Origin of the sequence: Mycolicibacterium pulveris (assembly GCF_010725725.1) — a bacterium.
In the GTDB taxonomy this organism is placed as follows: Bacteria; Actinomycetota; Actinomycetes; order Mycobacteriales; family Mycobacteriaceae; genus Mycobacterium; species Mycobacterium pulveris.
Map to the genome: position 1 here is coordinate 5175091 of NZ_AP022599.1, position 22047 is coordinate 5197137.

Annotated in this window: 21 protein-coding genes; 4 read left to right on the top strand and 17 right to left on the bottom strand. The window is 68.2% G+C overall.

The features are described 5' to 3' along the window. Positions 1–138 precede the first annotated feature (138 nt). Positions 139–795, bottom strand: coding sequence for a hypothetical protein (locus G6N28_RS25105; protein WP_170307919.1), 657 nt, complete (start codon positions 793–795; stop codon positions 139–141). Between the two features lie 136 nt (positions 796–931). Here G6N28_RS25105 and G6N28_RS25110 point away from each other — a divergent pair, with 136 nt between their 5' ends. Further along, positions 932–1294: an XRE family transcriptional regulator gene (locus tag G6N28_RS25110; RefSeq protein ID WP_163905118.1), complete on the top strand. Its 363-nt coding sequence runs from the start codon at positions 932–934 to the stop codon at positions 1292–1294. Positions 1295–1337: 43 nt separating this feature from the next. Beyond that, on the top strand, positions 1338–2075 hold the full coding sequence (locus tag G6N28_RS25115) for a hypothetical protein (protein WP_163905119.1): 738 nt from the start codon (positions 1338–1340) through the stop codon (positions 2073–2075). A 4-nt stretch (positions 2076–2079) separates the two neighbouring features. Here the strand turns inward: G6N28_RS25115 and lipL are convergent, their stop codons facing one another. Genes lipL through mutA form a run of 4 tightly spaced genes read right to left on the bottom strand, consistent with a single transcriptional unit; the run spans position 2080 to position 8457 of the window. Further along, entirely contained in the window at positions 2080–3354 is a 1275-nt protein-coding gene (gene lipL / locus G6N28_RS25120) for an esterase/beta-lactamase LipL (RefSeq protein ID WP_163905120.1), read from the bottom strand. A gap of 59 nt (positions 3355–3413) precedes the next feature. Continuing rightward, positions 3414–4388, bottom strand: coding sequence for a methylmalonyl Co-A mutase-associated GTPase MeaB (gene meaB / locus G6N28_RS25125; RefSeq protein WP_163905121.1), 975 nt, complete (start codon positions 4386–4388; stop codon positions 3414–3416). After that, positions 4389–6647 carry a methylmalonyl-CoA mutase gene (scpA, locus tag G6N28_RS25130; protein ID WP_163905122.1) on the bottom strand — a complete coding sequence of 753 codons (2259 nt, stop codon included), beginning with the start codon at positions 6645–6647 and terminating at the stop codon, positions 4389–4391. 1 nt (position 6648) lies between these two features. Next, a complete protein-coding gene (gene mutA / locus G6N28_RS25135) occupies positions 6649–8457 on the bottom strand; it encodes a methylmalonyl-CoA mutase small subunit (RefSeq protein ID WP_163905123.1) in 1809 nt (602 codons plus the stop codon). A 104-nt stretch (positions 8458–8561) separates the two neighbouring features. Here mutA and G6N28_RS25140 point away from each other — a divergent pair, with 104 nt between their 5' ends. Beyond that, entirely contained in the window at positions 8562–9383 is an 822-nt protein-coding gene (locus tag G6N28_RS25140) for a TVP38/TMEM64 family protein (RefSeq protein ID WP_163905125.1), read from the top strand. On the opposite strand, the gene G6N28_RS25145 is transcribed toward G6N28_RS25140, so the two are convergent. Both G6N28_RS25145 and G6N28_RS25150 read right to left on the bottom strand, forming a co-directional pair. Continuing rightward, the gene (locus G6N28_RS25145) at positions 9299–10519 is read right to left on the bottom strand and encodes an SPFH domain-containing protein (protein WP_235674689.1); all 1221 of its coding nucleotides are present in this window, start codon (positions 10517–10519) and stop codon (positions 9299–9301) included. The two genes, G6N28_RS25140 and G6N28_RS25145, sit on opposite strands and share 85 nt — an antisense overlap. Before the next feature lie 21 nt (positions 10520–10540). Further along, positions 10541–10972: an NfeD family protein gene (locus G6N28_RS25150; RefSeq protein ID WP_163905127.1), complete on the bottom strand. Its 432-nt coding sequence runs from the start codon at positions 10970–10972 to the stop codon at positions 10541–10543. Between the two features lie 59 nt (positions 10973–11031). Here G6N28_RS25150 and G6N28_RS25155 point away from each other — a divergent pair, with 59 nt between their 5' ends. Continuing rightward, positions 11032–11886 carry an Rv1486c family protein gene (locus G6N28_RS25155; protein WP_163905129.1) on the top strand — a complete coding sequence of 285 codons (855 nt, stop codon included), beginning with the start codon at positions 11032–11034 and terminating at the stop codon, positions 11884–11886. Positions 11887–11987: 101 nt separating this feature from the next. Here G6N28_RS25155 and G6N28_RS25160 read toward each other — a convergent pair whose 3' ends face one another. The 10 genes from G6N28_RS25160 to G6N28_RS25205 all read right to left on the bottom strand — a co-directional run bounded on the left by G6N28_RS25160 (position 11988) and on the right by G6N28_RS25205 (position 21933). Beyond that, positions 11988–12983: a ferrochelatase gene (locus tag G6N28_RS25160; RefSeq protein WP_163905131.1), complete on the bottom strand. Its 996-nt coding sequence runs from the start codon at positions 12981–12983 to the stop codon at positions 11988–11990. Further along, complete coding sequence (inhA, locus tag G6N28_RS25165) at positions 12984–13793, bottom strand: NADH-dependent enoyl-ACP reductase InhA (RefSeq protein WP_163905132.1); 810 nt, start codon at positions 13791–13793, stop codon at positions 12984–12986. It lies immediately after the preceding gene. 15 nt (positions 13794–13808) lie between these two features. Beyond that, a complete protein-coding gene (gene fabG / locus G6N28_RS25170; RefSeq protein ID WP_163905134.1) occupies positions 13809–14576 on the bottom strand; it encodes a beta-ketoacyl-ACP reductase in 768 nt (255 codons plus the stop codon). Between the two features lie 135 nt (positions 14577–14711). Continuing rightward, positions 14712–15722, bottom strand: coding sequence for a VWA domain-containing protein (locus G6N28_RS25175; protein ID WP_163905136.1), 1011 nt, complete (start codon positions 15720–15722; stop codon positions 14712–14714). A 12-nt stretch (positions 15723–15734) separates the two neighbouring features. Next, positions 15735–16742 (bottom strand): VWA domain-containing protein, encoded by a 1008-nt coding sequence (locus tag G6N28_RS25180; protein WP_163905138.1) that lies wholly within the window; start codon positions 16740–16742, stop codon positions 15735–15737. Between the two features lie 31 nt (positions 16743–16773). Next, positions 16774–17721: a DUF58 domain-containing protein gene (locus G6N28_RS25185; RefSeq protein ID WP_163905140.1), complete on the bottom strand. Its 948-nt coding sequence runs from the start codon at positions 17719–17721 to the stop codon at positions 16774–16776. Further along, on the bottom strand, positions 17718–18863 hold the full coding sequence (gene moxR1, locus G6N28_RS25190; RefSeq protein ID WP_163905142.1) for a chaperone MoxR1: 1146 nt from the start codon (positions 18861–18863) through the stop codon (positions 17718–17720). Before moxR1 ends, G6N28_RS25185 begins: the two co-directional genes overlap by 4 nt. Before the next feature lie 149 nt (positions 18864–19012). Next, positions 19013–19714: an NlpC/P60 family peptidoglycan endopeptidase RipB gene (gene ripB / locus G6N28_RS25195; RefSeq protein WP_179962147.1), complete on the bottom strand. Its 702-nt coding sequence runs from the start codon at positions 19712–19714 to the stop codon at positions 19013–19015. A 14-nt stretch (positions 19715–19728) separates the two neighbouring features. Continuing rightward, positions 19729–21162, bottom strand: coding sequence for an NlpC/P60 family peptidoglycan endopeptidase RipA (ripA, locus tag G6N28_RS25200; RefSeq protein WP_163905147.1), 1434 nt, complete (start codon positions 21160–21162; stop codon positions 19729–19731). 246 nt (positions 21163–21408) lie between these two features. Further along, positions 21409–21933, bottom strand: coding sequence for an Rv1476 family membrane protein (locus G6N28_RS25205; protein WP_163905149.1), 525 nt, complete (start codon positions 21931–21933; stop codon positions 21409–21411). Between the last annotated feature and the right edge of the window lie 114 nt (positions 21934–22047).

The following is a 22047-nucleotide window of genomic DNA, read 5'->3' on the forward strand; positions in this document are numbered from 1 at the left end:
CGCTTGCGCACGAGACGTGCGCCGCTCACTTCGGGCGATGACGGGCCCACCCGTTCGGTTCTACTTGGCTGGTTCAGCCGTTCTTCCGAAGGCTCCCCGGTGATGGCCGGATCGACGCCGATGGCCCGATTCTAATGGTCAGAACGGTGGCAGTGCGTCCGAGGTCATCTCGTAGAGGGCGAGCGGGAACTGCTCGCTGAGTTCGGTGACCGTGTGCTGCGCGAACCGGCTGGTGTCGTACCACCAATCGATGTGCACGTCGCCGTCGGTGCGGTACACCCGCACCTCCAGGATGTGGCCCAGCGCCGACGGCGTGTCCTGCACCGGTTCGGCGTCGTCGCGCACCTCACCGATGTGGTTGAAGTACACGTCCGAGGCCGCCGACGAGGCGCTTTCGGAGCCCGCCGCCAGCGCGCGGTGCACACTGCCGAGGACCTCGGTGGAGCTCAACTGCCGCGCGGTCGCGCAGATCAGCGGGACCGCGTCCAGCAACGGACCGCGCCCACTCGCGACATCGATCGCGACAACGCCGTCGCCGAGGGTTCGGGCGATCGTGCGGGTCAACGCACCCAGCAGGATCTCGTCGGACGACAGGCCCAGCCACTCGGTGGCGCCGTCCAGCTCCGCCGTCAGCTCACTGCTGGCGGGGGTGGAGACCTTCGCCACACCGACGGGCCGAGTGGGTTCGACGACCTCCGATGCGTCGTAGTCGGCAATGCTGACCGTTGCTAGAGCAAAATCTCCGAGCGTGTGCCGAACCTGTGCCGTCGGCGTGTCCAGGGAAGGAGCAACCATGCGCACTAAGATAGCCCACATGTCCCAGAATTGGGAGAGCCCTCCCAAAACTGTGACGCCAGTGTCAATTAAGGCAATCATTTCCAGTTTGCGGATGGCACTGCCCAATGCCGAGAGATTGGTCTAAGGTATGGGGGTGCCTAGGACGGATGAGAACGGCAGACAGCTGAAGGCCCTGCTCGACTATCTCCTCGACGGCGAGGTCGAAGCCAAGGACATCTACGACGCGCTGGGCACCTCCAGCAGCACGTACTATCGGCGCATCAAGGAATCCGACTATCCAGACGCCGAAGAGCTGCGGCGAGTCGCCGACAGGTTCGGTCTCAGCTATCCGGATTTACAGATCAGGTTCGGGCTGATGAGCCGCCAGGAAGTATGGAATTACGTCGAGTCCCCCGCATTCACGGTCACCGCTGTCCGGGAAGCGAAAGCCACCCGTACGGCACGACCCCCGAAATTGTCTGAGCTCAAGCCGCGCAGTGACGCACCACCGCTCTAGCCTTATACTTTGCTGAGTACACTGCGGCTCTAAGGCGACTCAAATGGCTCTGGCAACGCTCATCGCGATCACGCTTTGCTGTATCGCGTGGAGCCTGTGGATCCGACGCGTCACGTGGTCGTCCCGTTGGGAGTTTGCGGCAACCCTCAATATCGCTTTGCAGGGCGGGGCCGTGTTGCTGATGTCCCCATGGGCCTCCGAGACCGTCGGCGTCGTGCTGCACAACCTCACCGGCAAATACAATCTCGAGGACTACATCGGTCACGACCTCTACATCGTGGCGGCCTCAGCGGTGGTGTACAACACCCTCGGCAGGCTGCAGGACGATCACGACCTGCAGCGATCGTTCAAGCAGTACGTCGAGCTGCCCGCGACGCTGTGCATCCCGCTGCTGTTGGTCACGTTCACGCTCGGCAACGGCGCGAAGATCTACGCGGCCGACTTCTTCACGGTGCCGACCGACTTCTGGCTCAACATGTACTGGCTGCTGCTCTGCGCCACCCTGATCTACTTGCTGGGCTACGGGGCGAGGGCGCTGCTCGTGCTGCGCCAGGATCCGCGGTCCCGCAAGGTCGCCAACGTCTACCTGATCGCATCCGCGTCGGGTGCGGCCGCCTGCCTCGCCCGGCTGGCCACGGCCTTCATCCCTCAGCTGCAGGCGTGGGACAACGGCTCCGCGCTGGTGTGGGTGTTCGCGTGCGGCTGCGGCGCCGGGTTCGCGATCACCTCGGCGGAATCGTGGCGCAACAAGACCAGGTGGTTCACCAGCGCCAGCCGCTGAGCGACTATCCCGCGACCGGTCTGGGCACCGCATAGTACGGCGCACCGAACGACGGCACCGTCTCGTATCCCCGTCTGCGCGCACGGGCGGCGTCGCGCCGGATCAGCGCCCCCAGCCCCGCGAACGTGACCTGGTCGAACACCATCCTGGTGAGCAGCCGGTTGTGCACGAACCCGAAGGACAGTCCGGTCGACGGGTCGGCCCAACCGACCGAGCCGGCCAGCCCGGCGTGCCCGAAGCCCGGCAGGAACCCGGGCGGGAACGGCACGGAGTGATAGCCCAGGTGAAAACTCAGAGGCACGAAGATGTTTCGGTCCGGCCAGAACGCCGGTTTTCCGGTCAGGCCCGCGACCCGCTCCTGCGAGAGGAACTGGGTGCCGTCGATGCGGCCGCCGTTGGCGATCGCGCCGTACATCTTTGCCAGGCCCCTGGCGGTGGCCACCCCGTTGGCGGCGGGGATCTCCGCGTCCAGGAACGGGATGTCGCCCTGCACGACGGCCTTCATGCCCGGGAAGTACATCGAGCCGAACATGCCCGAGATGTCCAGCGCGGCCACGCGGGGCGCGATGAAGTTGAAGATCGGGTTGGCGAGCGTGCCCTGCGGCGCGAGGATCTGCGCTGCCCGGGTCGGCGACTTCACCGGCGGCCGGCCCAGGTGCAGCCCGTCGATGTTGAGCGGCTCGGCGAGCTCTTCGCGGATCAGATCACGCATGCCCTTGCCGGTGACCGCGCGCCCGAGCCCGGACATCAGCCAGCCGTAGGTCAGCGCGTGGTAGGCCTGATGGCCGTACAGCAGCCGGTTCACCGGCGCGGCCGCGACGCGCTCCTCCATCGCCTGGTGGTTGAGCAGCTCGGCCTTGGTGCAGCCGTTGAGGTGTGACAGGCCGGCGCGGTGCTGCATCACCTGGCGCACCGTGATGGCCGCCTTGCCCTTGGCGCCGAACTCCGGCCAGTACTCGGAGACCGGCGTGTCGTAGTCGATCAGGCCGCGGTCGGCCAGCCGGTGGATGACGGTCGAGGCCATGCCCTTGGTGACCGAGAAGACCATCGCGCCAGTGTCGGCGGTCCAGAACTCGGTGCCGCGGCGGTCGGAATATCCGGTCCACACGTCGACGACGGGTTCGCCGTGCAGGTAGACCGACAGGGCGCCGCCGCCGAACCGGCGGCCAGGGAACAGTTGCGAGAAGGCGCGCAGGCTGCACGCGAAGTTGGAGTCCGCAGCGCCCTGGATACCGTGCGGGAGCGCGGCGCTGCGCTCCCGATTATTGACGTACGCCACAATGCATTGAATTTACCTGGTGCCTTGGCAAATAATCCAGCCGTTACCCATTTGTTAGGTCAGCGCAGTTCAGCCGCGTCCAGAAGCCGTTGCGCAGCAAGCGCAGGGGTCAGCTCACCGGCCTTGACCTGACGCTCGACCTCGGCCCGAATTTCCTTTACCGCCGGATGGGACAGCACACGGTCCAGCACGGCGTCGCGCACCATCGACCAGGTCCAGTTCACCTGCTGCTCGCGCCGGCGCGCCTCGAACTCCCCCGCTTCGGTGAGCACCTGGCGGTGTTTGAGCACGGTGTCCCACAACTCGGCCAGGCCGACACCTTCCAGCGCGCTCATGGTCAGCACGGGCGGCCGCCACAGCGTCTCGCGCGGGTAGATCAGCCGGATCGCCTGGCCGAGCTCGCGGGCGGCGGCCCTGGCCTCCACCGCGTGCTCGCCATCGGCCTTGTTCACCACGACGATGTCGGCGAGTTCGAGCACCCCTTTCTTGATGCCCTGCAGCTGATCCCCGGTACGGGCCAGGGTCAGGAACACGAAGGTGTCGACCATGTCGGCGACCGTCACCTCGGACTGTCCGACGCCGACGGTCTCGACCAGGATCACGTCGAAGCCGGCGGCTTCCAGCAGCACGATGGTCTCCCGGGTCGCCTTGGCGACCCCGCCGAGCGTGCCCGACGTCGGCGACGGGCGGATGTAGGCGTCGGGGTGTACCCCCAGCCGAGCCATCCGGGTCTTGTCGCCCAGGATCGATCCGCCGGTACGGGTGGACGACGGGTCGACCGCCAGCACCGCGACCCGGTGGCCCTGCTCGATCAGGTGCATGCCCAGCGCCTCGATCGTCGTGGACTTGCCGACGCCGGGCACGCCGGTGATGCCGACGCGGATCGCGTCACCGGCTTTGGGCGTCAGCTCGAGCAGCAGCTGCTGTGCCTGTTCGCGGTGATCGGCCCGGGTGGATTCGACCAGGGTGATGGCCTTGGCCAGCGCGGCGCGATCCCCCTTGACGATGCCCGCCGCGAGCTCAGAGGCGACCATTTAGCTCAGCTGGTATCCCAACCGGTCGGCCAGCTTGTGCAGCAGGCCGATCGCGGCGTCGGCGATCACGGTGCCCGGCGGGAAGATCGCCGTCGCCCCCGCGCCGTAGAGCTCCTCGAAGTCGCCGGGCGGGATCACGCCGCCGACCACGATCATGATGTCGGGCCGACCGACCTCGGCCAGCGCCTCGCGCAGCGCGGGCACCAACGTGAGGTGGCCCGCGGCTAGCGACGACACCCCGATGACGTGGACGTCGTTGTCGGCGGCTTGGCGCGCCACCTCCTGCGGGGTGGAGAACAGTGAGCCGACGTCGACGTCAAAGCCGATGTCCGCGAACGCCGTTGCGATGACCTTCTGGCCGCGGTCGTGGCCGTCCTGGCCCATCTTGGCCACCAGGATGCGCGGCCGGCGCCCATCGGCCTCGGCGAACTTCTGCACCAACTCGCTAGCGGTTGAGATGTTGCTGACCTTTCCGACTTCGTCGCGGTAGACCCCGGCGATGGTACGGATCTCGGCCTGATGCCGCCCCCAAACCTTCTCCAGCGCGTCAGAGATCTCGCCGACGGTGGCCTTCGCGCGGGCGGCGTTGACCGCGAGCTCGAGCAGGTTGCCGCCCGACTTCGAGCCATCGGATTCCGCGGCGCGGCTCAGTGCATCCAGTGCGGCGTCGACCTCACGCTGATCGCGATCGGCCTTCAGCTGGGCCAGCTTGGCCAGCTGCTCGGCGCGCACCCTGCTGTTCTCGACCTTGAGCACCTCGATCTCGTGGTCCTCATCGACCTGGTACTTGTTGACACCGATCACGGGCTGAGCACCGGAGTCGATGCGCGCCTGGGTGCGTGCGGCGGCCTCCTCGATGCGCAGCTTGGGGATGCCGTCGCTGATCGCCTGCGCCATGCCGCCGTGCTCGTCGACCTCGCGAATGTGCTCGCGGACCTTCTCCACCAGCGCCTGGGTCAGCGCCTCGACGTAGTAGGAGCCGCCCCACGGGTCGATCGGCCGGGTGGTGCCGGATTCCTGGGCCAACAGCAGCTGGGTGTTGCGGGCGATGCGCGCCGAGAAGTCGGTCGGCAACGCCAGCGCCTCGTCGAGCGCGTTGGTGTGCAGCGACTGGGTGTGGCCCTGGGTGGCGGCCATCGCCTCGATGCAGGTGCGCGCGACGTTGTTGAACGGGTCCTGCGCCGTCAACGACCATCCCGACGTCTGCGAGTGGGTGCGCAACGACTTGGATTTCGGGTTCTTGGGCTCGAACTCGGCGACCAGCTCGCTCCACAGCATCCGCCCGGCGCGCAGTTTGGCCACCTCCATGAAGAAGTTCATGCCGATGCCCCAGAAGAACGACAGCCGCGGCGCGAACTTGTCGATGTCCAAACCGGCGTCCAGCCCCGCCTTGATGTACTCCACGCCATCGGCCAGCGTGTAGGCCAACTCCAAATCCGCTGTGGCACCGGCCTCTTGGATGTGGTAGCCGGAGATCGAGATCGAGTTGAACTTCGGCATCCTGGCGCTGGTGTAGGCGAAGATGTCGGAGATGATCCGCATCGACGCCTTGGGCGGGTAGATGTAGGTGTTGCGGACCATGAACTCCTTGAGGATGTCGTTCTGAATGGTCCCCGCCAGCTTCTCCGGCGGCACCCCCTGCTCCTCGGCGGCCACCACGTACAATGCCAGGATCGGCAGCACGGCGCCGTTCATGGTCATCGACACCGACACCGCAGACAGGTCGATGCCGTCGAACAACTGGCGCATGTCCAGGATCGAATCGATTGCCACGCCTGCCATTCCGACGTCGCCCTGCACCCGGGGATGGTCGCTGTCGTAGCCGCGGTGGGTGGCCAGGTCGAACGCCACCGACAGGCCCTTCTGGCCGGCGGCCAGGTTGCGGCGGTAGAACGCGTTGGATTCGGCGGCGGTGGAGAATCCGGCGTACTGGCGGATGGTCCACGGCTGGTTGACGTACATGGTCGGGTACGGCCCGCGAATGTAGGGCGGTTCGCCGGGGAAGGTGTCCAGCGGGTAGCCGGCCGCGACGGCCGCGTCACGGTCGGCACCGACGTAGATCGGCTTGACGTCGATGCCCTCCGGGGTGTCCCAGCTCAGCTGCTCGGGGGCATACCCGTGGGCCGCGGCCGTCGCTTCGAGGTGGGATGCCACGTCGGCGGGTGTCGGCGGCGCCGGGGTCCGTTCGGGGCGCAGCGGCACGTCGGCGAAGTTGGCGATCTCTGTCCCGGCCGACCCTGCGACATCGTTGACGGTCATCTCAGGCCCCCAATCTGGTGAGCAGGTCCGACAGCACGCTGACCGCGTCGATCTTCGCCGTCAGATAGCCGTCGGGTTTCGAATCCGCCTCGGCCACCGCCTTTTCCGGCCCGGCGAGCAGCACGAGCGAGACACCGGCACTGCGGGCGGCGTCGACGGCCGCCGACGCCTCGGTCGCGTACCGCGCGTCGGTGCCGCAGATCACCGCCACGGTGGCCGGATTCGCGTCGTCGGCTTCGGTCACCGCTTCGATACCGCCGGAGGCCAGCAGGTTGGTCGCGAACGTGGTTCGGGTGTTGTGCTCGGCCAACGGCCCCAGCGGCAGCAGCTGCACCCGCGGCCTGGCGCCGGTCTTCTCCAGGAACGCGTCGGAGCGGTCCCGCAGTGCCTCGAACCCGGCGGCGTAGCGTGCCACTCCCGGCAGCGACTCCCCTTGCGGTAGCGGAGGTTCGGCCAGGTTCGGATATTCGTTGACCCCGGTGATCGCGGTCCGGCGGTGAGCGATGTCAGCGGCGCGCTGCTCGGCCACCTCGGCGATCTGCCCGACGACGTAGTTCTGCGCGGTCTGGAACCCGCCGCGCGACTCGATGTCCTGGAACTGCTTCCACGCCTGTTCGGCGAGCTTGTCGGTGAGGTCCTCGACATACCAGGAGCCACCCGCCGGGTCGAGCACCCGGCCGACGTGCGACTCCTCGATGAGCAGCAGCTGGGTGTTTCTGGCGATGCGGCGGGCGAAACTGGCTGCGGTGCTTGGAAATCCACCGACGATCGCGATGTCGAACGGGTGCACCTGCACGGTGTCCGCGCCGCCGACGCCCGCGGCGAAGCCGGCCAGCGTGGTGCGCAGCATGTTCACCCACGGATCGCGTTTGGTCATCATCGGCAGCGACGTCACCGCGTGCAGCGTCGCCGCCCCGGCACCGCCGACCACCTCGGCCACCCGCGCCCACAGTTGCCGCGCCGCGCGCATTTTCGCGATCGTCATGAACTGGTCGTCGTCGGCGGCCAACCGGAAGCTGATCTGGCGCAGCGCGTCTGCGCCCGAGATGCCGCCTTCGGCAAGCAGCCGCAGATAGGCCACCGCCGCCGCGATGCTGCCCGCCAGCTCCCAGGAGGCGTTGGCGCCGATGTTGTGGAAGGCCGGGCCGTCGACCGTGATGGCCCGCACGTGCCCGTCGTGGCCGGTGATCTTGGCCGCGGTCTGCACGACGTCGGCGACGGCGGCGGCACGCCGCCCACTGACCGCGGCGGTCAGCGGATCGGCGCCCAGGTCCAGCGACAGCCGCGAGCGCTGGTCGGCGTCGAACCCGGCCACCAGCTCCAGCACCGCGTCGGCGGCCGCGACGTAATCGCTGCCGGCGTCCAGAACCACCGGAACCAGGTCGAGAAACACCCCGTCGAGCAGCCAGTCCAGCTCGGTCGCGGGCACGCCGTCGGGCTCGCCGATTTTGAGCACCAGGCTGCTGACCCCTTCGGTCAACGCGAGCAGCAGGGCGCCGTTCTGCTCCCCCGCCTTGGCGGAGCCGTCGGCGGGAAACGCCTCGGCCACCTTCCATCCCGCCTTGACGTCGCGCAGCGCGTCGCCGCCGCGCACGAAGGGCCACTGACCCGGCAGCGGATGCTCGGCAACGGCGTCGAGGCTGGTGTAAAGCGGCCGGATCGGGAAGCCCTCGTAGGTCGGCGAGTCCAGCAGCCGCTCCGGCTCGGCGGGCAGATCGGCGGGATCTCGTCGGGTGGTCTTTGCCAGCACACCGGCCACGGCTGAACGCCAACGCGCGAGATCGGCTTCGATCGCAGTGGATTTCTGCACGCCATCAGGCTAAATGATCGCCCTCACACCGTTGTCCGCCGGGCAGCCGACGCGCACCGCCGCTGACCGCGGACGGCCGAGGCTGTTCCGTACTCTTGGTAGGCGTGAACACCGTCGTCAGCACTCTGCGCGCGGTCCGCGCGGCCGTGATCACCACGGCGACCAGCCTGTCTAGGCGACGTGTCTTCACCCTCGGCGCCGTGATTGTGATTCTCGTCGCATTCGCGCTGTCGGTGCCGCTGCCGACGGCGGTTCAGCTGCGCGACTGGGCCACCTCGGTCGGGCCATGGTTTCCGCTCGCGTTCCTCGGCGCCCACATCGTGGCCACGGTGTTTCCGTTTCCGCGCACGGCGTTCACGCTGGCCGCGGGCCTGCTCTTCGGTCCCGTGCTCGGTATCCCGCTGGCGGTGGCCGCCGCCACGGTCAGCGCCCTCATCGCGTTGCTCCTGGTCCGCGCGGTGGGATGGCAGCTCAACCGCCTGGTCCGCCATCCCCGTATCGACTCACTGGACGCGCGGCTGCGACAACGGGGATGGCCCACCGTCATATCGATGCGGCTGATCCCCGCCGTGCCGTTCTCGGTGCTGAACTACGCCGCGGGCGCTTCGGCGGTGCGCACCGTGCCGTACACGCTGGCCACCCTGGTGGGGCTGCTGCCCGGGACGGCGGCCGTGGTGATCCTCGGCGACGCGCTCACCGGCAACGTCGACCCGCTGCTGGTGCTGGTGTCGGCGTGTACCGCCAGCGTGGGCATCGCCGGGCTGGGGTATGAGGTGCGCGCCCATCGCCGTCACCACCGGGATCTCACCAGATCGGTTCAGCCCCCTGCGCTTTCGGTGCCCTACCGCGCATGTGATCCGCCGCCGTCACCACGCGCGGGGGTCGACGGCGGGGTTGGTGCGCCGGGCTGCACGGTCGGCGACTGACCCAGCTGTGGCGGGGGATATCCCGGCTGCTGCACCGGGGTACGGGCCTCCGCTTCGGCCCTGGCGACCGCCTGTGCGATCGCCGGATCGGTCTCGGTCGAGAACCAATCGGCCACGTCCTCGGAATCGTCCTCGGGTTTCGGCAGGTCGTCCTCCACCGGCGATGGGGTGTAGCGGTAGACGCCGTCCTCGCCGGGCGCGCCGAGCATCTTGGTGAAGCCCTGCAGCGCCGCGCCGAAATCGCTTGGCACCAGCCACACCTTGTTCGCCTCCCCCTTGGCCATCTGCGGCAGGGTCTGCAGGTACTGGTAGGCCAGCAGCTCCGGGGTCGGGCGGCCGGCTTTGATCGCGGCGAACGTCTTCTCGATCGCCTTGGCCTGGCCCTGTGCATGCAGATACTGGGCGGCCCGTTCACCCTGAGCCCGCAGCATGCGCGACTGGCGGTCGGCCTCCGCGGCGAGAATGGCGGCCTGTTTGGCGCCCTCGGCGGCCAGGATCTGCGCCTGCTTCTGGCCTTCGGCCTGCTTGATCGCCGACTCGCGCTGCCCCTCTGCGGTCAGGATCATCGCGCGCTTCTCCCTGTCCGCACGCATCTGCTTTTCCATCGAATCCTGGATCGAGGGTGGCGGGTCGATGGCGCGCAGCTCCACCCGCGCCACCCGCAGCCCCCACCGGCCGGTGGCCTCGTCGAGCACGCCGCGCAGCGCGGTGTTGATCTGGTCCCGCGAAGTCAGGGTCTGCTCCAGGGTCATGCCGCCGACCAGGTTGCGCAGCGTCGTGGTGGTCAGCTGCTCGACGCCGACGATGTAGTTGCTGATCTGGTACACCGCGGCCTGCGGATTGGTGACCTGGAAATAGACCACGGTGTCGATCGCGACCGTGAGGTTGTCCTCGGTGATCACCGGCTGCGGGGGAAATGAGACCACCCGCTCGCGCAGGTCGACTCGTGCCCGGATCCGGTCGACGAACGGGACAAGCAGCGTCAGCTGGCCGCTGACCGTGCGGCTGTAGCGGCCCAGCCGTTCGATGACTGCGGCCTCGGCCTGCGGAATCAGCGCGATCGACTTGGCGACGACGATGGCGGCGAACACCACCAGTACGGCCAAAAGGATCAGACCGGCAATGGCACCGTCCATAATGGTTCCTTCCGTTGTGCTCTAGTCGAGCCTGTGGACGACGGCGGTGGCGCCGTCGATGTGCACCACGGTCACGTGGTCGCCCTGCTCGTACACATCGTTCTCGTTCAGCGGGCGCGCCGTCCAGACCTCGCCTTCCAGCTTGATCTGCCCCTGGTGGCGCGCCACCCGGTCGAGCACCAGCGCGCTCTTGCCCTCCAGCGCCTTGACCGGCTCGGGCAGGCCACGACCGGATTGGAAGTGCCTACGCAGCGCCGGGCGGACCAGCACCAGCAGCAACACCGACACGACGGCGAACACCGCGCCGTGGACCCACAGCTCGTCGAAGATGAGGCTCGAACCCGCCGCGGCCAGCGCACCCCCGCCCAGCATGAGCAAGAACATGTCGCCGGTCAGTGCCTCGGCTCCCGCGAGGGCCAGCGCGGCGACAAGCCAGATCAAGGCGGCAGGCATAACGCCAGCCTAGCGCGGGACCGGGCTCCGCAACCGGTAACAACTACACTGCGAGCATCATGTGGTGCCCCAGTGTCTCGCTGTCGATATGGGCCAACGCCTGGCTCGCGGGCGCGGCCGCGCCCGACGACGTCCTCGACGCGCTATCTCAGTGGGCACCAGCGCATTCCGTGACCGCTTACGACTCGGTGGCGGCCGGTCGCACGGGGCTGCCGTGGCCGGATCTGGTTGATGCGGGCGCCGTCTCGCTGTTGCAGACGCTGCGCACCGCGGCGGGCCCGATGCCGAATCCCCCGATGTCGCTTGTGCTGCCGATCCCCGGTGATGTCCGCGGCCTGCCCGCGGGAACGCAGTTCCAGCGCGACGCGGTGACGGCCGGCGAGGCGATCATCGTCACGAACGGCTCCGCGGAGGCGATCGGCCTGGTGCCCGATTTCGAGTATCCGCAGCTTTCTGACCTCGAAAACGACGCTGACGACGAACCGGATCCGTGCGGATTGTCGTGGACGGTCTATTCGATTCCGGCCGTCGCGTCCGTGGCGCCGCCGGACCTCGGCGAGGCCGAGTATGAACTGCGCTCCGCCGTGCGTTCGGCCGCAGAGGTGTTGGCCACGCTCCGCGCGGGCACCGCCGACCTGGACGTCGACGATCCCCGCGGGCTCGTCAGGCAGGTACTGGAATCCGAGCGCCGACACCGCATTCCCGGCCATGCCCCCTCCCGGGCGATGCGGGTGCTCGAGAACGCGGCACAGGTCGACGCGATCATCTCCGTCGGCGCGGGGTTGATTCCCATTGGTCTGCACAGCTCCTCGGAACTGCGGCTGGCCTCCGATGTGCTGCAACCGCTTTCAGCGGTGGTGCGCTCGGCACGGCTGGCCGCGGTCACCGCGATCCTGCATTCGGCGTGGGGTTGAGCGCCGCGGGCTTGGCCAGCGCCCGGCGAGCAGACGTGAAAACCCCCGAAAACCCGTCGAAAAGGGGGTTTTCACGTCTTCTCGCGGTGTGAGGTGCGGCGCTATCCGCAGTTCGGGGTGCACAGCGCGCCATCGACGGAGAAACCCTGCAGCGGCGGCGGATTGGGTGTTTCGACGCGGATAGGCGCCCGCCCGGTGCGCAGCTCCTCGAACAGGTCGGCGGCCACCAGCGCGAGCTCGGCGTTGGGCGTGGCCGCCCGCGCGAACGCGATACCCGCGTCGTCGGCCTGCGCCTTGAGCTCGTGGTCGAGATCCCACACCACCTCGATATGGTCGGCGACGAAGCCTATGGGACACACGATCACCGCCGTGGTGCCGGCGTCGGCGAGCGCCCGCAGGTGGTCGGCCACATCGGGTTCCAGCCAGGGCACCTGTGGCGGCCCGGACCGCGATTGCCAGACCTGATCGTAGTCGTCGTAGCCCGCCGCGGTGGCCACCAGCCGGGCCGCATGGGCGACCTGACGTTCGTAAAGGTTGGGCCCACAGCGGGATCGGGCCGACAGCGGAATGGAGTGCGCGGTGAAGACCAGCCGCGCACCGTCGGGCACCGTCTGCGCAGCGGCTGCGACCGCATCGGTGAACATCTGCACGAACGCCGGATGGTCGAAGTACTGACGGATCTTGACCAGCTGCGGGGCGTGCTCGCCGACTGCCGCACGTGCCCGGTCGATGTCCTCGACGTACTGCGTGCAGCTGGAATAGCCACCCCACGCCGAGGTGGCGAACACCGCCGCGCGCGTGACGCCGTCCTCGGCCATCGCGGCGACGGTGTCTTCGACGTACGGCTGCCAGTTGCGGTTGCCGAAGTAGACCGGCACATCGACGAGCGTGCGCAGCCGCTCGATCAGCGCGCGGTTGATTCCGTTGATCGGCGACACCCCACCGAAGTGCAGGTAGTGCTCGGCGACGTCAGCCAGCCGCTCGCGCGGGATGCCGCGACCGCGGGTGACGTTCTCCAGGAACGGCATCACGTCGGCCTCACCCTCCGGCCCGCCGAAGGACAGCAGCAGGACGGCGTCGAAGACCGGGTGGTCCATTTACAGCAGCTGCGTGCTGGCGCCGCCGTCGGCGTAGATCACGGTGCCGGTGGTGGCGGGCAGCCAGTCGGAGAGCAGGGCGCACACCGTCTTGGCGACCGGCGTCGGATCCTTCATGTCCCAGCCGACGGGGGCACGCTGGTCCCAGCCCTCCTCGAGCAGACGCATCTGCTCACCGGCCTCCTCGCCCAGCGCCCCGCCGACGATCGCGCTCATCGCCAGCGTGCGAATCGGGCCTGCCGCAACGAGATTCGATCGTACGCCGTGCGGGCCGGCCTCTCGGGCGACGAACCGGTTGACGGACTCCAGCGCGCTCTTGGCCACCGTCATCCAGTTGTATGCGGGCATCGCGCGGGTGGGGTCGAAGTCCATGCCGACGATGCTGCCGCCGCGGTTCATGATCGGCAGCGTCGCCTTGGCCAGCGCCGCGTAGGAGTACGCCGAGATGTGGATGCCCTTGGAGACGTCCTCGTAGGGCGCGTCGAAGAACGGGTTGATGCCCATGCCGGACTGCGGCATGAAACCGATCGAGTGCACCACGCCGTCGAGCTTGTTGCCCTCACCGATCACCTCGGTGATCCGGTCGGCCAACGTGTCGAGGTGCTTCTCGTTCTGTACGTCCAGTTCCAGCAGCGGGGCCTGCTTGGGCAACCGGTCGGCGATCCGCCGGATGAGCTTCATCCGGTCGTATCCGGTCAGCACCAGCTCCGCGCCCGCCTCCTGTGCCACTCGCGCGATGTGGAACGCGATCGAGGAGTCGGTGATGATCCCCGTGACGAGGATGCGCTTGCCTTCGAGAATCGCTGCCATGACTGTCCTTATCTCTCAGTGCCCCATGCCCATGCCGCCGTCGACGGGGATGACCGCGCCGGCGATGTAACTGGCGTCCTCGGAGGCCAGGAAGCTGACCACCCCGGCGACCTCCTCGGCGGTGCCGACGCGCTTGGCCGGAATGAAATCCAGCGCCCCGGCCTGAATCCGTTCGTCCAGGGCCCGGGTCATCTCGGTGTCGATGTAGCCGGGGGCCACCACGTTGGCGGTGACGTTGGCCTTCGACAGCTCACGGGAGATCGAGCGGGCCATGCCGATCAGGCCGGCCTTGGCGGCGGCGTAGTTGGCCTGGTTGCCGATCCCCCACATACCCGACACCGAGCCGATGAAGATGATCCGGCCGAAGCGCTTGCGCTGCATGCTGCGTGACGCGCGCTGGGCCACCCGAAACGCGCCGGTGAGGTTGGCGTTGATGACCTCCTCGAAGCGCTCCTCGGTCATCCGGATGAGAAACGCGTCCTTGGAGATGCCGGCGTTGGAGACCAGCACCTCGACGGGGCCCTGGTGCTCCTCGACCTCTTTGAAGGCGCGGTCGACGGCGGCGTTGTCGGTGACGTCGCACTCGACGGCGAACAGGTTGTCGTCGGGCACACCCGTACCGCGGTGCGTGACGGCCACCTTGTGCCCGTCGGCGGCCAGCCGCCGCGCGATCGCCAGACCGATCCCGCGGTTTCCTCCAGTCACCAGCACCGACCGCGCCACGAAAGGCGGACGTGCGCCTGCCGTTTGGCTGTCCGATTCAGGAACTGCAGTCTCCGTCATGCCCGCCAACTTAACGTGCGAGCTGCGGTTCACTGAAATCACGGCGCCCTTGCCGGCGTCGAGATCGACGTTTTGGCGTGATCCACTCGCACTTTCCCGCCCGTTTGTCCCTTTGGGCGAAACACACAGCGGGGGTCACAGCGGGAGCCGGCGGTTGATCAACAGGCTCGTCACCGCCGCGATCGCGGCGACCAGGGCCGCCAGACGCAGCCAGCCGGTGGTGGCCTCGCCGCGGACGGTCTCATAACCGATCTGGTCCTGCAGCGTGGTGTAGACCTTGTTCAGCTCGTCGAGGTTGGCCGCGGTGTAGGACTCACCGCCGGACAGCTCGGCGACCCGCTTCATCATCTTGTCGTCGACGGGCACCGGTACCCGCTCGCCGTTGACCTCCACCGAACCGTTCGGGGTTCCGAAGGAGATCGTCGAGATCGGCACGCCTTGATCCTTGGCGGCCCGCGCGGCGGTGAAGGCGCCCTTGGGGTTGTCCGGGTTCGACGGCACCGTCTCCTTGCCGTCGGAGAACAGCACGATGTGCGCGGGCGGCGGGGTGTCGCCGCCGCCGATGACCGCGCCGACCGTCGAGATCGACGACAGCGCCGTGAAAATCGCCTCGCCGGTGGCGGTGCGGTCGGCCACCTGCAGGTTGTCGATGGCGCGTCGGCTCGAGTCACGGTTCGTGGTCGGCGACACCAACACCGTGGGGGTGCCGGCGTACGCGATGACGCCGAGGTTGATGCCCGGGGTGAGCTCGTCGACGAACTTCTTCGACGCTTCCTGGGCGGCCACCAGCCGGCTGGGCTCGACGTCGGTGGCTTTCATCGACTGCGACACGTCCATGACGAGCATCACCACCGCGCGGTTGCGGGGCAGCCGCTGGTCGTGGGTGGGGCCGGCCAGCGCAATCGTGCACAGCAGCAACGCGATTCCCAGAAGCGCCGCGGGAACGTGGCGCCACGGGCTGGGTCGTTTCGGCGCCACGCTGTCGAGCAGTTCGGTGTTGGCGAACTGCTGCAGCCGCCTGCGCCGGGACAGCTGGGTGAGGACGTAGAGCACGGCCAGGCCCACCACGACCGCCAGAAACAGCAAGAACCACCACAGGTGGGTAAAACCCGACAGCGATACGGGCCCCAGCAGTGGAAGCGTCATGTCACATCCATCTCAGTTCGGCAGCCGACGGTTGATGGCCAGCGCCGCAAGCGTTGCCAGCGCCAGCGCGAGCGCGCCCAGCCGCAGCCAGCCCGTGCTTGCCTCGCCCCTGATCGTCTCGTAGCCGATCTGCTGCTGCAGGTTGGCATAGACCTCGCGCAGCTGTTCGAGGCTGGACGCGGTGAACGCCTCACCGCCGGACAGATCGGCGATCTTCTTGAGCATCTCGTCGTCGACGGGCACCGGCTGCCGCTGGTCGTTGATCTCGACGTAGCCGTACGGCGTGCCGAACGAGATCGTCGAGATCGGCACCCCCTGGTCCTTGGCGGCGCGCGCCGCGGTGTAGGCCCCCTTGGGGTTGTCCGGGTTCGACGGCACCGTCTCCTTGCCGTCGGAGAACAATACGATGCGCGCGGGCGGCGGCTCGTCGCCGCCGCCGATCACCGCGCCGACGGTGGCGATGGCCTGCAGCGCGGTGAAGATGCCCTCCCCGGTCGCCGTGCGGTCGGCGAACTGCAGGCCGTCGATCGCCCTCTTGGTCGCCTCGCGCCCCGTCGTCGGCGACACCAGCACGGTCGCGGTGCCCGCATACGAGATCAGCCCGAGGTTGATGCCGGGGGTCAGCTCATCGGCGAACTGCTTGGACGCCTCCTGGGCCGCGGCCATCCGGTTCGGCAGCACGTCGGTGGCCCGCATCGATTGCGACACGTCCATGACGAGCATCACCACCGCCCGGTTGCGCGGAATGCGCACATCGTGGGTCGGCCCTGCCATGGCCACCGTGAGAAACACCAGCGCGACGACGGTCAGGATCGCAGGCAGATGCCGCCAGCGTGTCTGTCGTTTGGGCGCAACGCTTTCCAACAACTCCATGTTGGCGAAGCGCAACATCCGCCGGTGCCGGGCCATCTGAACCACGATGTAGAGCCCGACGATCCCGAGCACCACGAGCAGGAAAAGGAAGAACCATGCGTGTTCGAAGCCCGAGAGGGTAATCGGACCGAGCAACGGCAATGTCATGTGCGCCTAATCATTTCACGGCCAACACGATCTAGGCGTGGCCCGCCAGCGCACCACGCCTGCGGTTGGCGACGAATCGGACGACGTCGGCGATCCAGTCCCGGTCGGTGCGCAGCGACAGCAGCGGCGCATCGCAGCGGCGCAGCGTCCTGGCGACCTCCGCACGGTGGGCCGCTGCGGCGCGCGCGAAGTCGTCGCGCAACTGCTCGTCGATGGTGAACTCGCGGGTCACACCGGTTTCGGCGTCCTGCAAGACGACCTCGCCGACGGGCGGCAACTCCACATCACGCGGGTCGAGAACCTCGATGCCGAGGACCTCGTGGCGGCCGGCGATCGCGCGCAGCGGGCGCATCCAGTTGATCGGGCCCAGAAAGTCGCTGATGATCACCGCCATGCCGCGGCGACGCTCCGGACGGCGCAGCGCGTCGATTGCGGCGGCCAGATCACCGCGAACTCCCGTGGGGGCCTTGGGCATCGTGGCGATGGTGCGCAGCATCTCCTGCTCGTGCATGCGCCCCGACAGCGCGGGCACCCGTCGCACGGTGTCTCCGTTGGCGATGATCGCGCCGATCCGGTTGCCGCCCCCGCTGTTGAGGAAGGTGATCGCGGCGGCGGCGGCCACCGCAAGATCCCGTTTCTCGCATCCGGTGGTGCCGAAGTCCAGGCTGGCCGACATGTCGACCACCAGCCACGTCTCGAGCTCGCGGTCGGCGATCATCTGCCGCACGTGCGGTTGGGTGGTGCGCGCGGTGACCGACCAGTCCATCCGGCGCACGTCGTCGCCGGGCTGGTAAAGGCGCGACTCCCCCGGTTCGGAACCGGGACCGGGCAGCAGGCCGAGGTGATCGCCGTGCAGCACGCCGTCGAGCTTGCGGCGCACCGTCAGCTCGAGCTTGCGCAGCGCCGCGGTCAGCGCAGGGTCACGGATCTCCCCGCGCTTCAGCGACGGCAGGTCGACCGTGCGCCTCGAACTGGTCACCGACTGCTGGCCGCACCTGCGGCGGCGGGCACGACGGGCGGCACCGAATGGCCTTGCTGCGGAATGGCGTTGACCTGGGGCAGGGCCACGGTCTGCAGGATGCGGTTGATCACCGTCTCCGCCGAGATCTCGTCGGCCAGTGCGTCGTAGGTCAGCACCAACCGGTGCCGCAGCACATCGGGGATCACCTCGACGACGTCCTGCGGGATCACGTAGTCGCGGCCGCGGACGAGCGCGAGCGCACGCGCCGCGGCGATGATGCCGAGCGACGCGCGCGGCGACGCGCCGTAGGCGATCCACGCCTTGGCGTCGGGCATCCCGAACTTCTCGGGCTGGCGGGTGGCGGTGACCACGCGCACGACGTAGTCCACCAGCGCGTGATGCACGAACGTGTTCGACGCGACGTCCTGCAGGCGCAGCAGATCGCCGGGCGCAAGGACCTGCTTGGGTTCCGGCGGCTTGACGCCCATCCGGTAGATGATCTCGCGCTCTTCTTCCGGCGTCGGATAGTCGATGTTGAGCTTGAACAGGAAGCGGTCACGCTGCGCCTCGGGCAGCGCGTAGACGCCCTCCTGCTCGATCGGGTTCTGCGTGGCCATCACCAGGAACGGGCTGGGCAGCGGGAACGTCTTGCCGCCGATCGAGATCTTGCGCTCGGCCATGACCTCCAGCAGCGCCGACTGCACCTTGGCCGGTGCGCGGTTGATCTCGTCGGCGAGCAGGAAGTTGACCACCACCGGGCCGAGCTCGATGTCGAACTCCTCCCGGCCCTGCCGGTAGATGCGGGTGCCGATGATGTCGGTGGGCACCAGGTCGGGGGTGAACTGGATGCGCGCGAAGGTGCCGCCCACCACCTTGGCGAAGGTCTCCACGGCCAGCGTCTTGGCGACGCCGGGCACGCCCTCGAGCAGCACGTGCCCCTTGGCCAGCAGGCCGACGAGCATCCACTCGACCAGCTGGTCCTGCCCGACGATGATGCGCTTGACCTCGAAGATCGCCCGTTCGAGGGTGTGGACCTCCTGCTGCAGCCCCCCGTTCACCGGGGCGGCGTGCGAGCCCTGCGAGCCCTGCGGGTAGCCCTGCGCTGGTGCCTGGCCGGAGTACCCTCCAGCGCCCTGCGGCGGCCCACTCGGTGACGTCATCAACGTTCCTTCCACATCAACTCGCTGGTCAAAGCGGCCTCGACCGGATCGGCGCCGGCCGCTCGTCGTCAACTATTCCAGGCAGTTCTCGATCCGTCGACGTTGCCCGTGCAGTTCGTCGATTCGCTCAGCCTGCGCTCAGGCGGCGTTCAGCTTTCGATGATCCTGGCCACATACGGCTGCAGTCCGGAATGGCGGACCGGGCTGACGGTGACCCTGCCTGCGCTGCCGGACGCCTCGAGCATCTTCCCGCCGCCGAGATAGAGCGCGACGTGCTGGCTGCCGCCGGGCCCCCAGAACAACAGGTCGCCGCGCTTGGCCTGCGAAGTCGGCACCTTGCGCCCGGTGTTGTACTGGTCGCCCGAATACTTGGGGATCAGCACGCCGACGCCGGCGAACGAGTACTGGGTGAAGCCCGAGCAGTCGAACCCGACGGTGTTGGCACCGGAGTCGATGCCCCGGCTCGGGCCGTTGGGCTTACCGCCGCCCCAGGAGTAGGGCACGCCCATCTGCGAGGCGCCGCGACGGATCACGTACTCGATGGCCTGTGGTCCGCGCACCCGCCCCGGCGCGACGCCGGCCGCCTCGGCGGGCGCGAGGCCCAGCGTGGCCAGGAACTTGCGGCCCAGGTTCATGGTGACTTCGGTGGCCTGGGCGGTGGCCGCCAGCGAGGCGTTGGCGATCGCCAACGGGTCGCCCGGGGCGCCCGCGCTGATGAGTTTGGGCAGTGTCGGATCCCACTGGCCGTCATCGGGTGCGGCTGCGGTGGGCGTGGCCAGCCCGGCCGCCACGGCCAGCGCGCACAGCCCGAGCAGTAAGCCGGTCAGGAAGCGAAAGAGCTTGAAGCGCAAAGTAATCCTTACTCTCACCACTCGATGAGACGGGTCGCGTAGGGGGTCATGCCGCTGTGACGCACCGGTGACACCTTCACCACCGAGCCGGTGTAGGGCGCCTCGAGCATCTGGCCGTCACCGAGATAAAGAGCCACGTGCTGGCTGCCGTTGGGGCCCCAGAAGAGCATGTCGCCGCGGCGGGCCTGCGAAGACGGGACCTTGCGGCCCGCGTTGTACTGCGAACCCGAGTAGTGGTCCAGCTTGATCCCCACCCCGGCGAAGGCGTAGAGCATCAGCCCGGAGCAGTCGAATCCCACTGTGCCGGCACCGGAGTCGATACCCCGGCTGGGGCCGGCCGCGTTGCCGCCGCCCCACGAGTAGGGCACCCCCATCTGGGACATGGCGCGCCGAATGACGTACTCGGTGGCTTGGCGGCCGTAGACGCGCGGAATCGCGCCGTTGGTGTAGCCGGTCGGGGTGGGCAGCAGGCCCAGCTCCTGCAGGAAGCTGCGGCCCAGGTCCTGGGTGACCTGCGCCGAGGTCGCCATGATGTTCAGGACCTCGTTGATGATCGCGATCGGGTCACCGCTGACGAAGGCGCTGGGGATGGCCGGCAGGAACGGATCCCACGCGGTGGCCCAGTTGCCCGTGGCCGGGTCGACGCCCTGGGGTGCCCGGTCCCAGTCAGCGCCCGGGCTGGCGGCCGCGGGTGCCGCCGCCGGTGCCTGCTGACCGCTCGCCGGCGCCGACGCCGACATCTTGTGGACCTCGTTTAGCCTGGCTTGTGCGGCCGCCCGCTCGGCGGTGAGCTTGTCGAGTTCGGCCTGCTGGGCGCTGAACGTGCCCTGGGCGTTCGACAACGCCGAGACGGCGTCCTGTTGACGCGCTTCGGCGTCGGCGAGGGCCTTGTCGGCGTTCTGCTTGGCCAGCCGTGCCGCGGAATCGCGGTTCACCTGTTCGGTACGGGCGCGCTGCAGGTCGGCCATGACCTGCTGCGCGCTGACCGCCAGGGTCTGCCCGGCGGCGACGGTGCCGAGGATGTCGCCCGGGTCGCTGGCCGTCAGATACGAATCCGACGGACCGTTGACATACGTTGCGGCGGCGAACCGGTCGAAGCGCTGCTGAGCGGCCTCGATCGCCCGGTTGGCGTCCTCGACGCGTTGCCTGCTGGCCTCGACCTCGCGTTGCGCGGCGGCGGCGTTGTCACGCGCGGTCTGCACGTCGACGATCGCCTTGTTGACGCGTTCCTGCTCGGCCTGAATGGCCGCACCCAGTTCGTGCAGCTTCTGGTTGGCGTTGGCGACGGCGGCAACCAGTTGCGCGACGCCGTCGGCCCCGCCCGGCTGCGCGGCGGCCGGCGGCACCGTTACCAGGCCGGGCGTCGCGAACAACAGTCCCATTGCCAGCAAGGCCGCGCAAAGACGTCCGCGCGACCGCAAGGCAGAGGCGCCAGGGTTGCGTCTCATCGGCTCGTGTCTCCTATGGCTCCACGCGAACGTGCGGACACATTCGTCGGGCGTCTGAGTACGCAGAAGTCACATCAGAAACATCTACAACATCAGCCACCGACTGCACCGTATGTCACATCTGACGCTGAAGAAACTTTAGTCACAAACTACAAGTTTGTAATTGCGAAAAGTGTTATCTCGCCGTGATGTTCTCTTTTGCCGCGAGGGGCGAAATCCGGCGGAACTTGCTGTCAGAGTGTGCTTTTAACGCTGATCACGCGCAAGCACGCGCTTGCTACGAACCTGCAACATTCGCGTCGCGATGACGGCGGCGACCACTGCCAGCACGACCAATATCGTGAACGTCGTCCACGGAAAATGATCCGTGGTCAGCTCGCTGAGGAAATTCTTCGCGCCCTGCACCGCCCCGCGGCCTTCGGCGACGTCTTGACCGGCTTCGAGCGTGACCCGGTCGAAGGTCGGGCTGTAGGTGCCGGACTCCGAGGGGCTGAGCACCAGCACCGTCGACCCCGGATGCGCCTGGCCGACCTCGGTGGCGATGTCGCGCAGCGGGGTGTCGATCGGCGGGTTGTTCTCGATGACGACGATCTTGAGGTCGATGCCATCGCGGCTCGCCTCCTTGACGACCTCACGCAACGCAGGCACGTCGGCCGCGGCCGCGGGCGGCACGGCGACACCGTCGTCGGCGACGTCGGCGTTGATCTGGTCTATGTCGACGTCCGGCGGGATGTAGCCGGGCAGAAACGGGATCACGTGCGGCGCGGTCACAGGAGAACCGTACGTTATGGGTACCCGTAAAGCGACGACCCTGGACGTATTGCAGGACAAGCGTACTGTTAGGGTTATGTGGGCCGTCGTCTCAGCCCGTCGGCGGCGAGAACT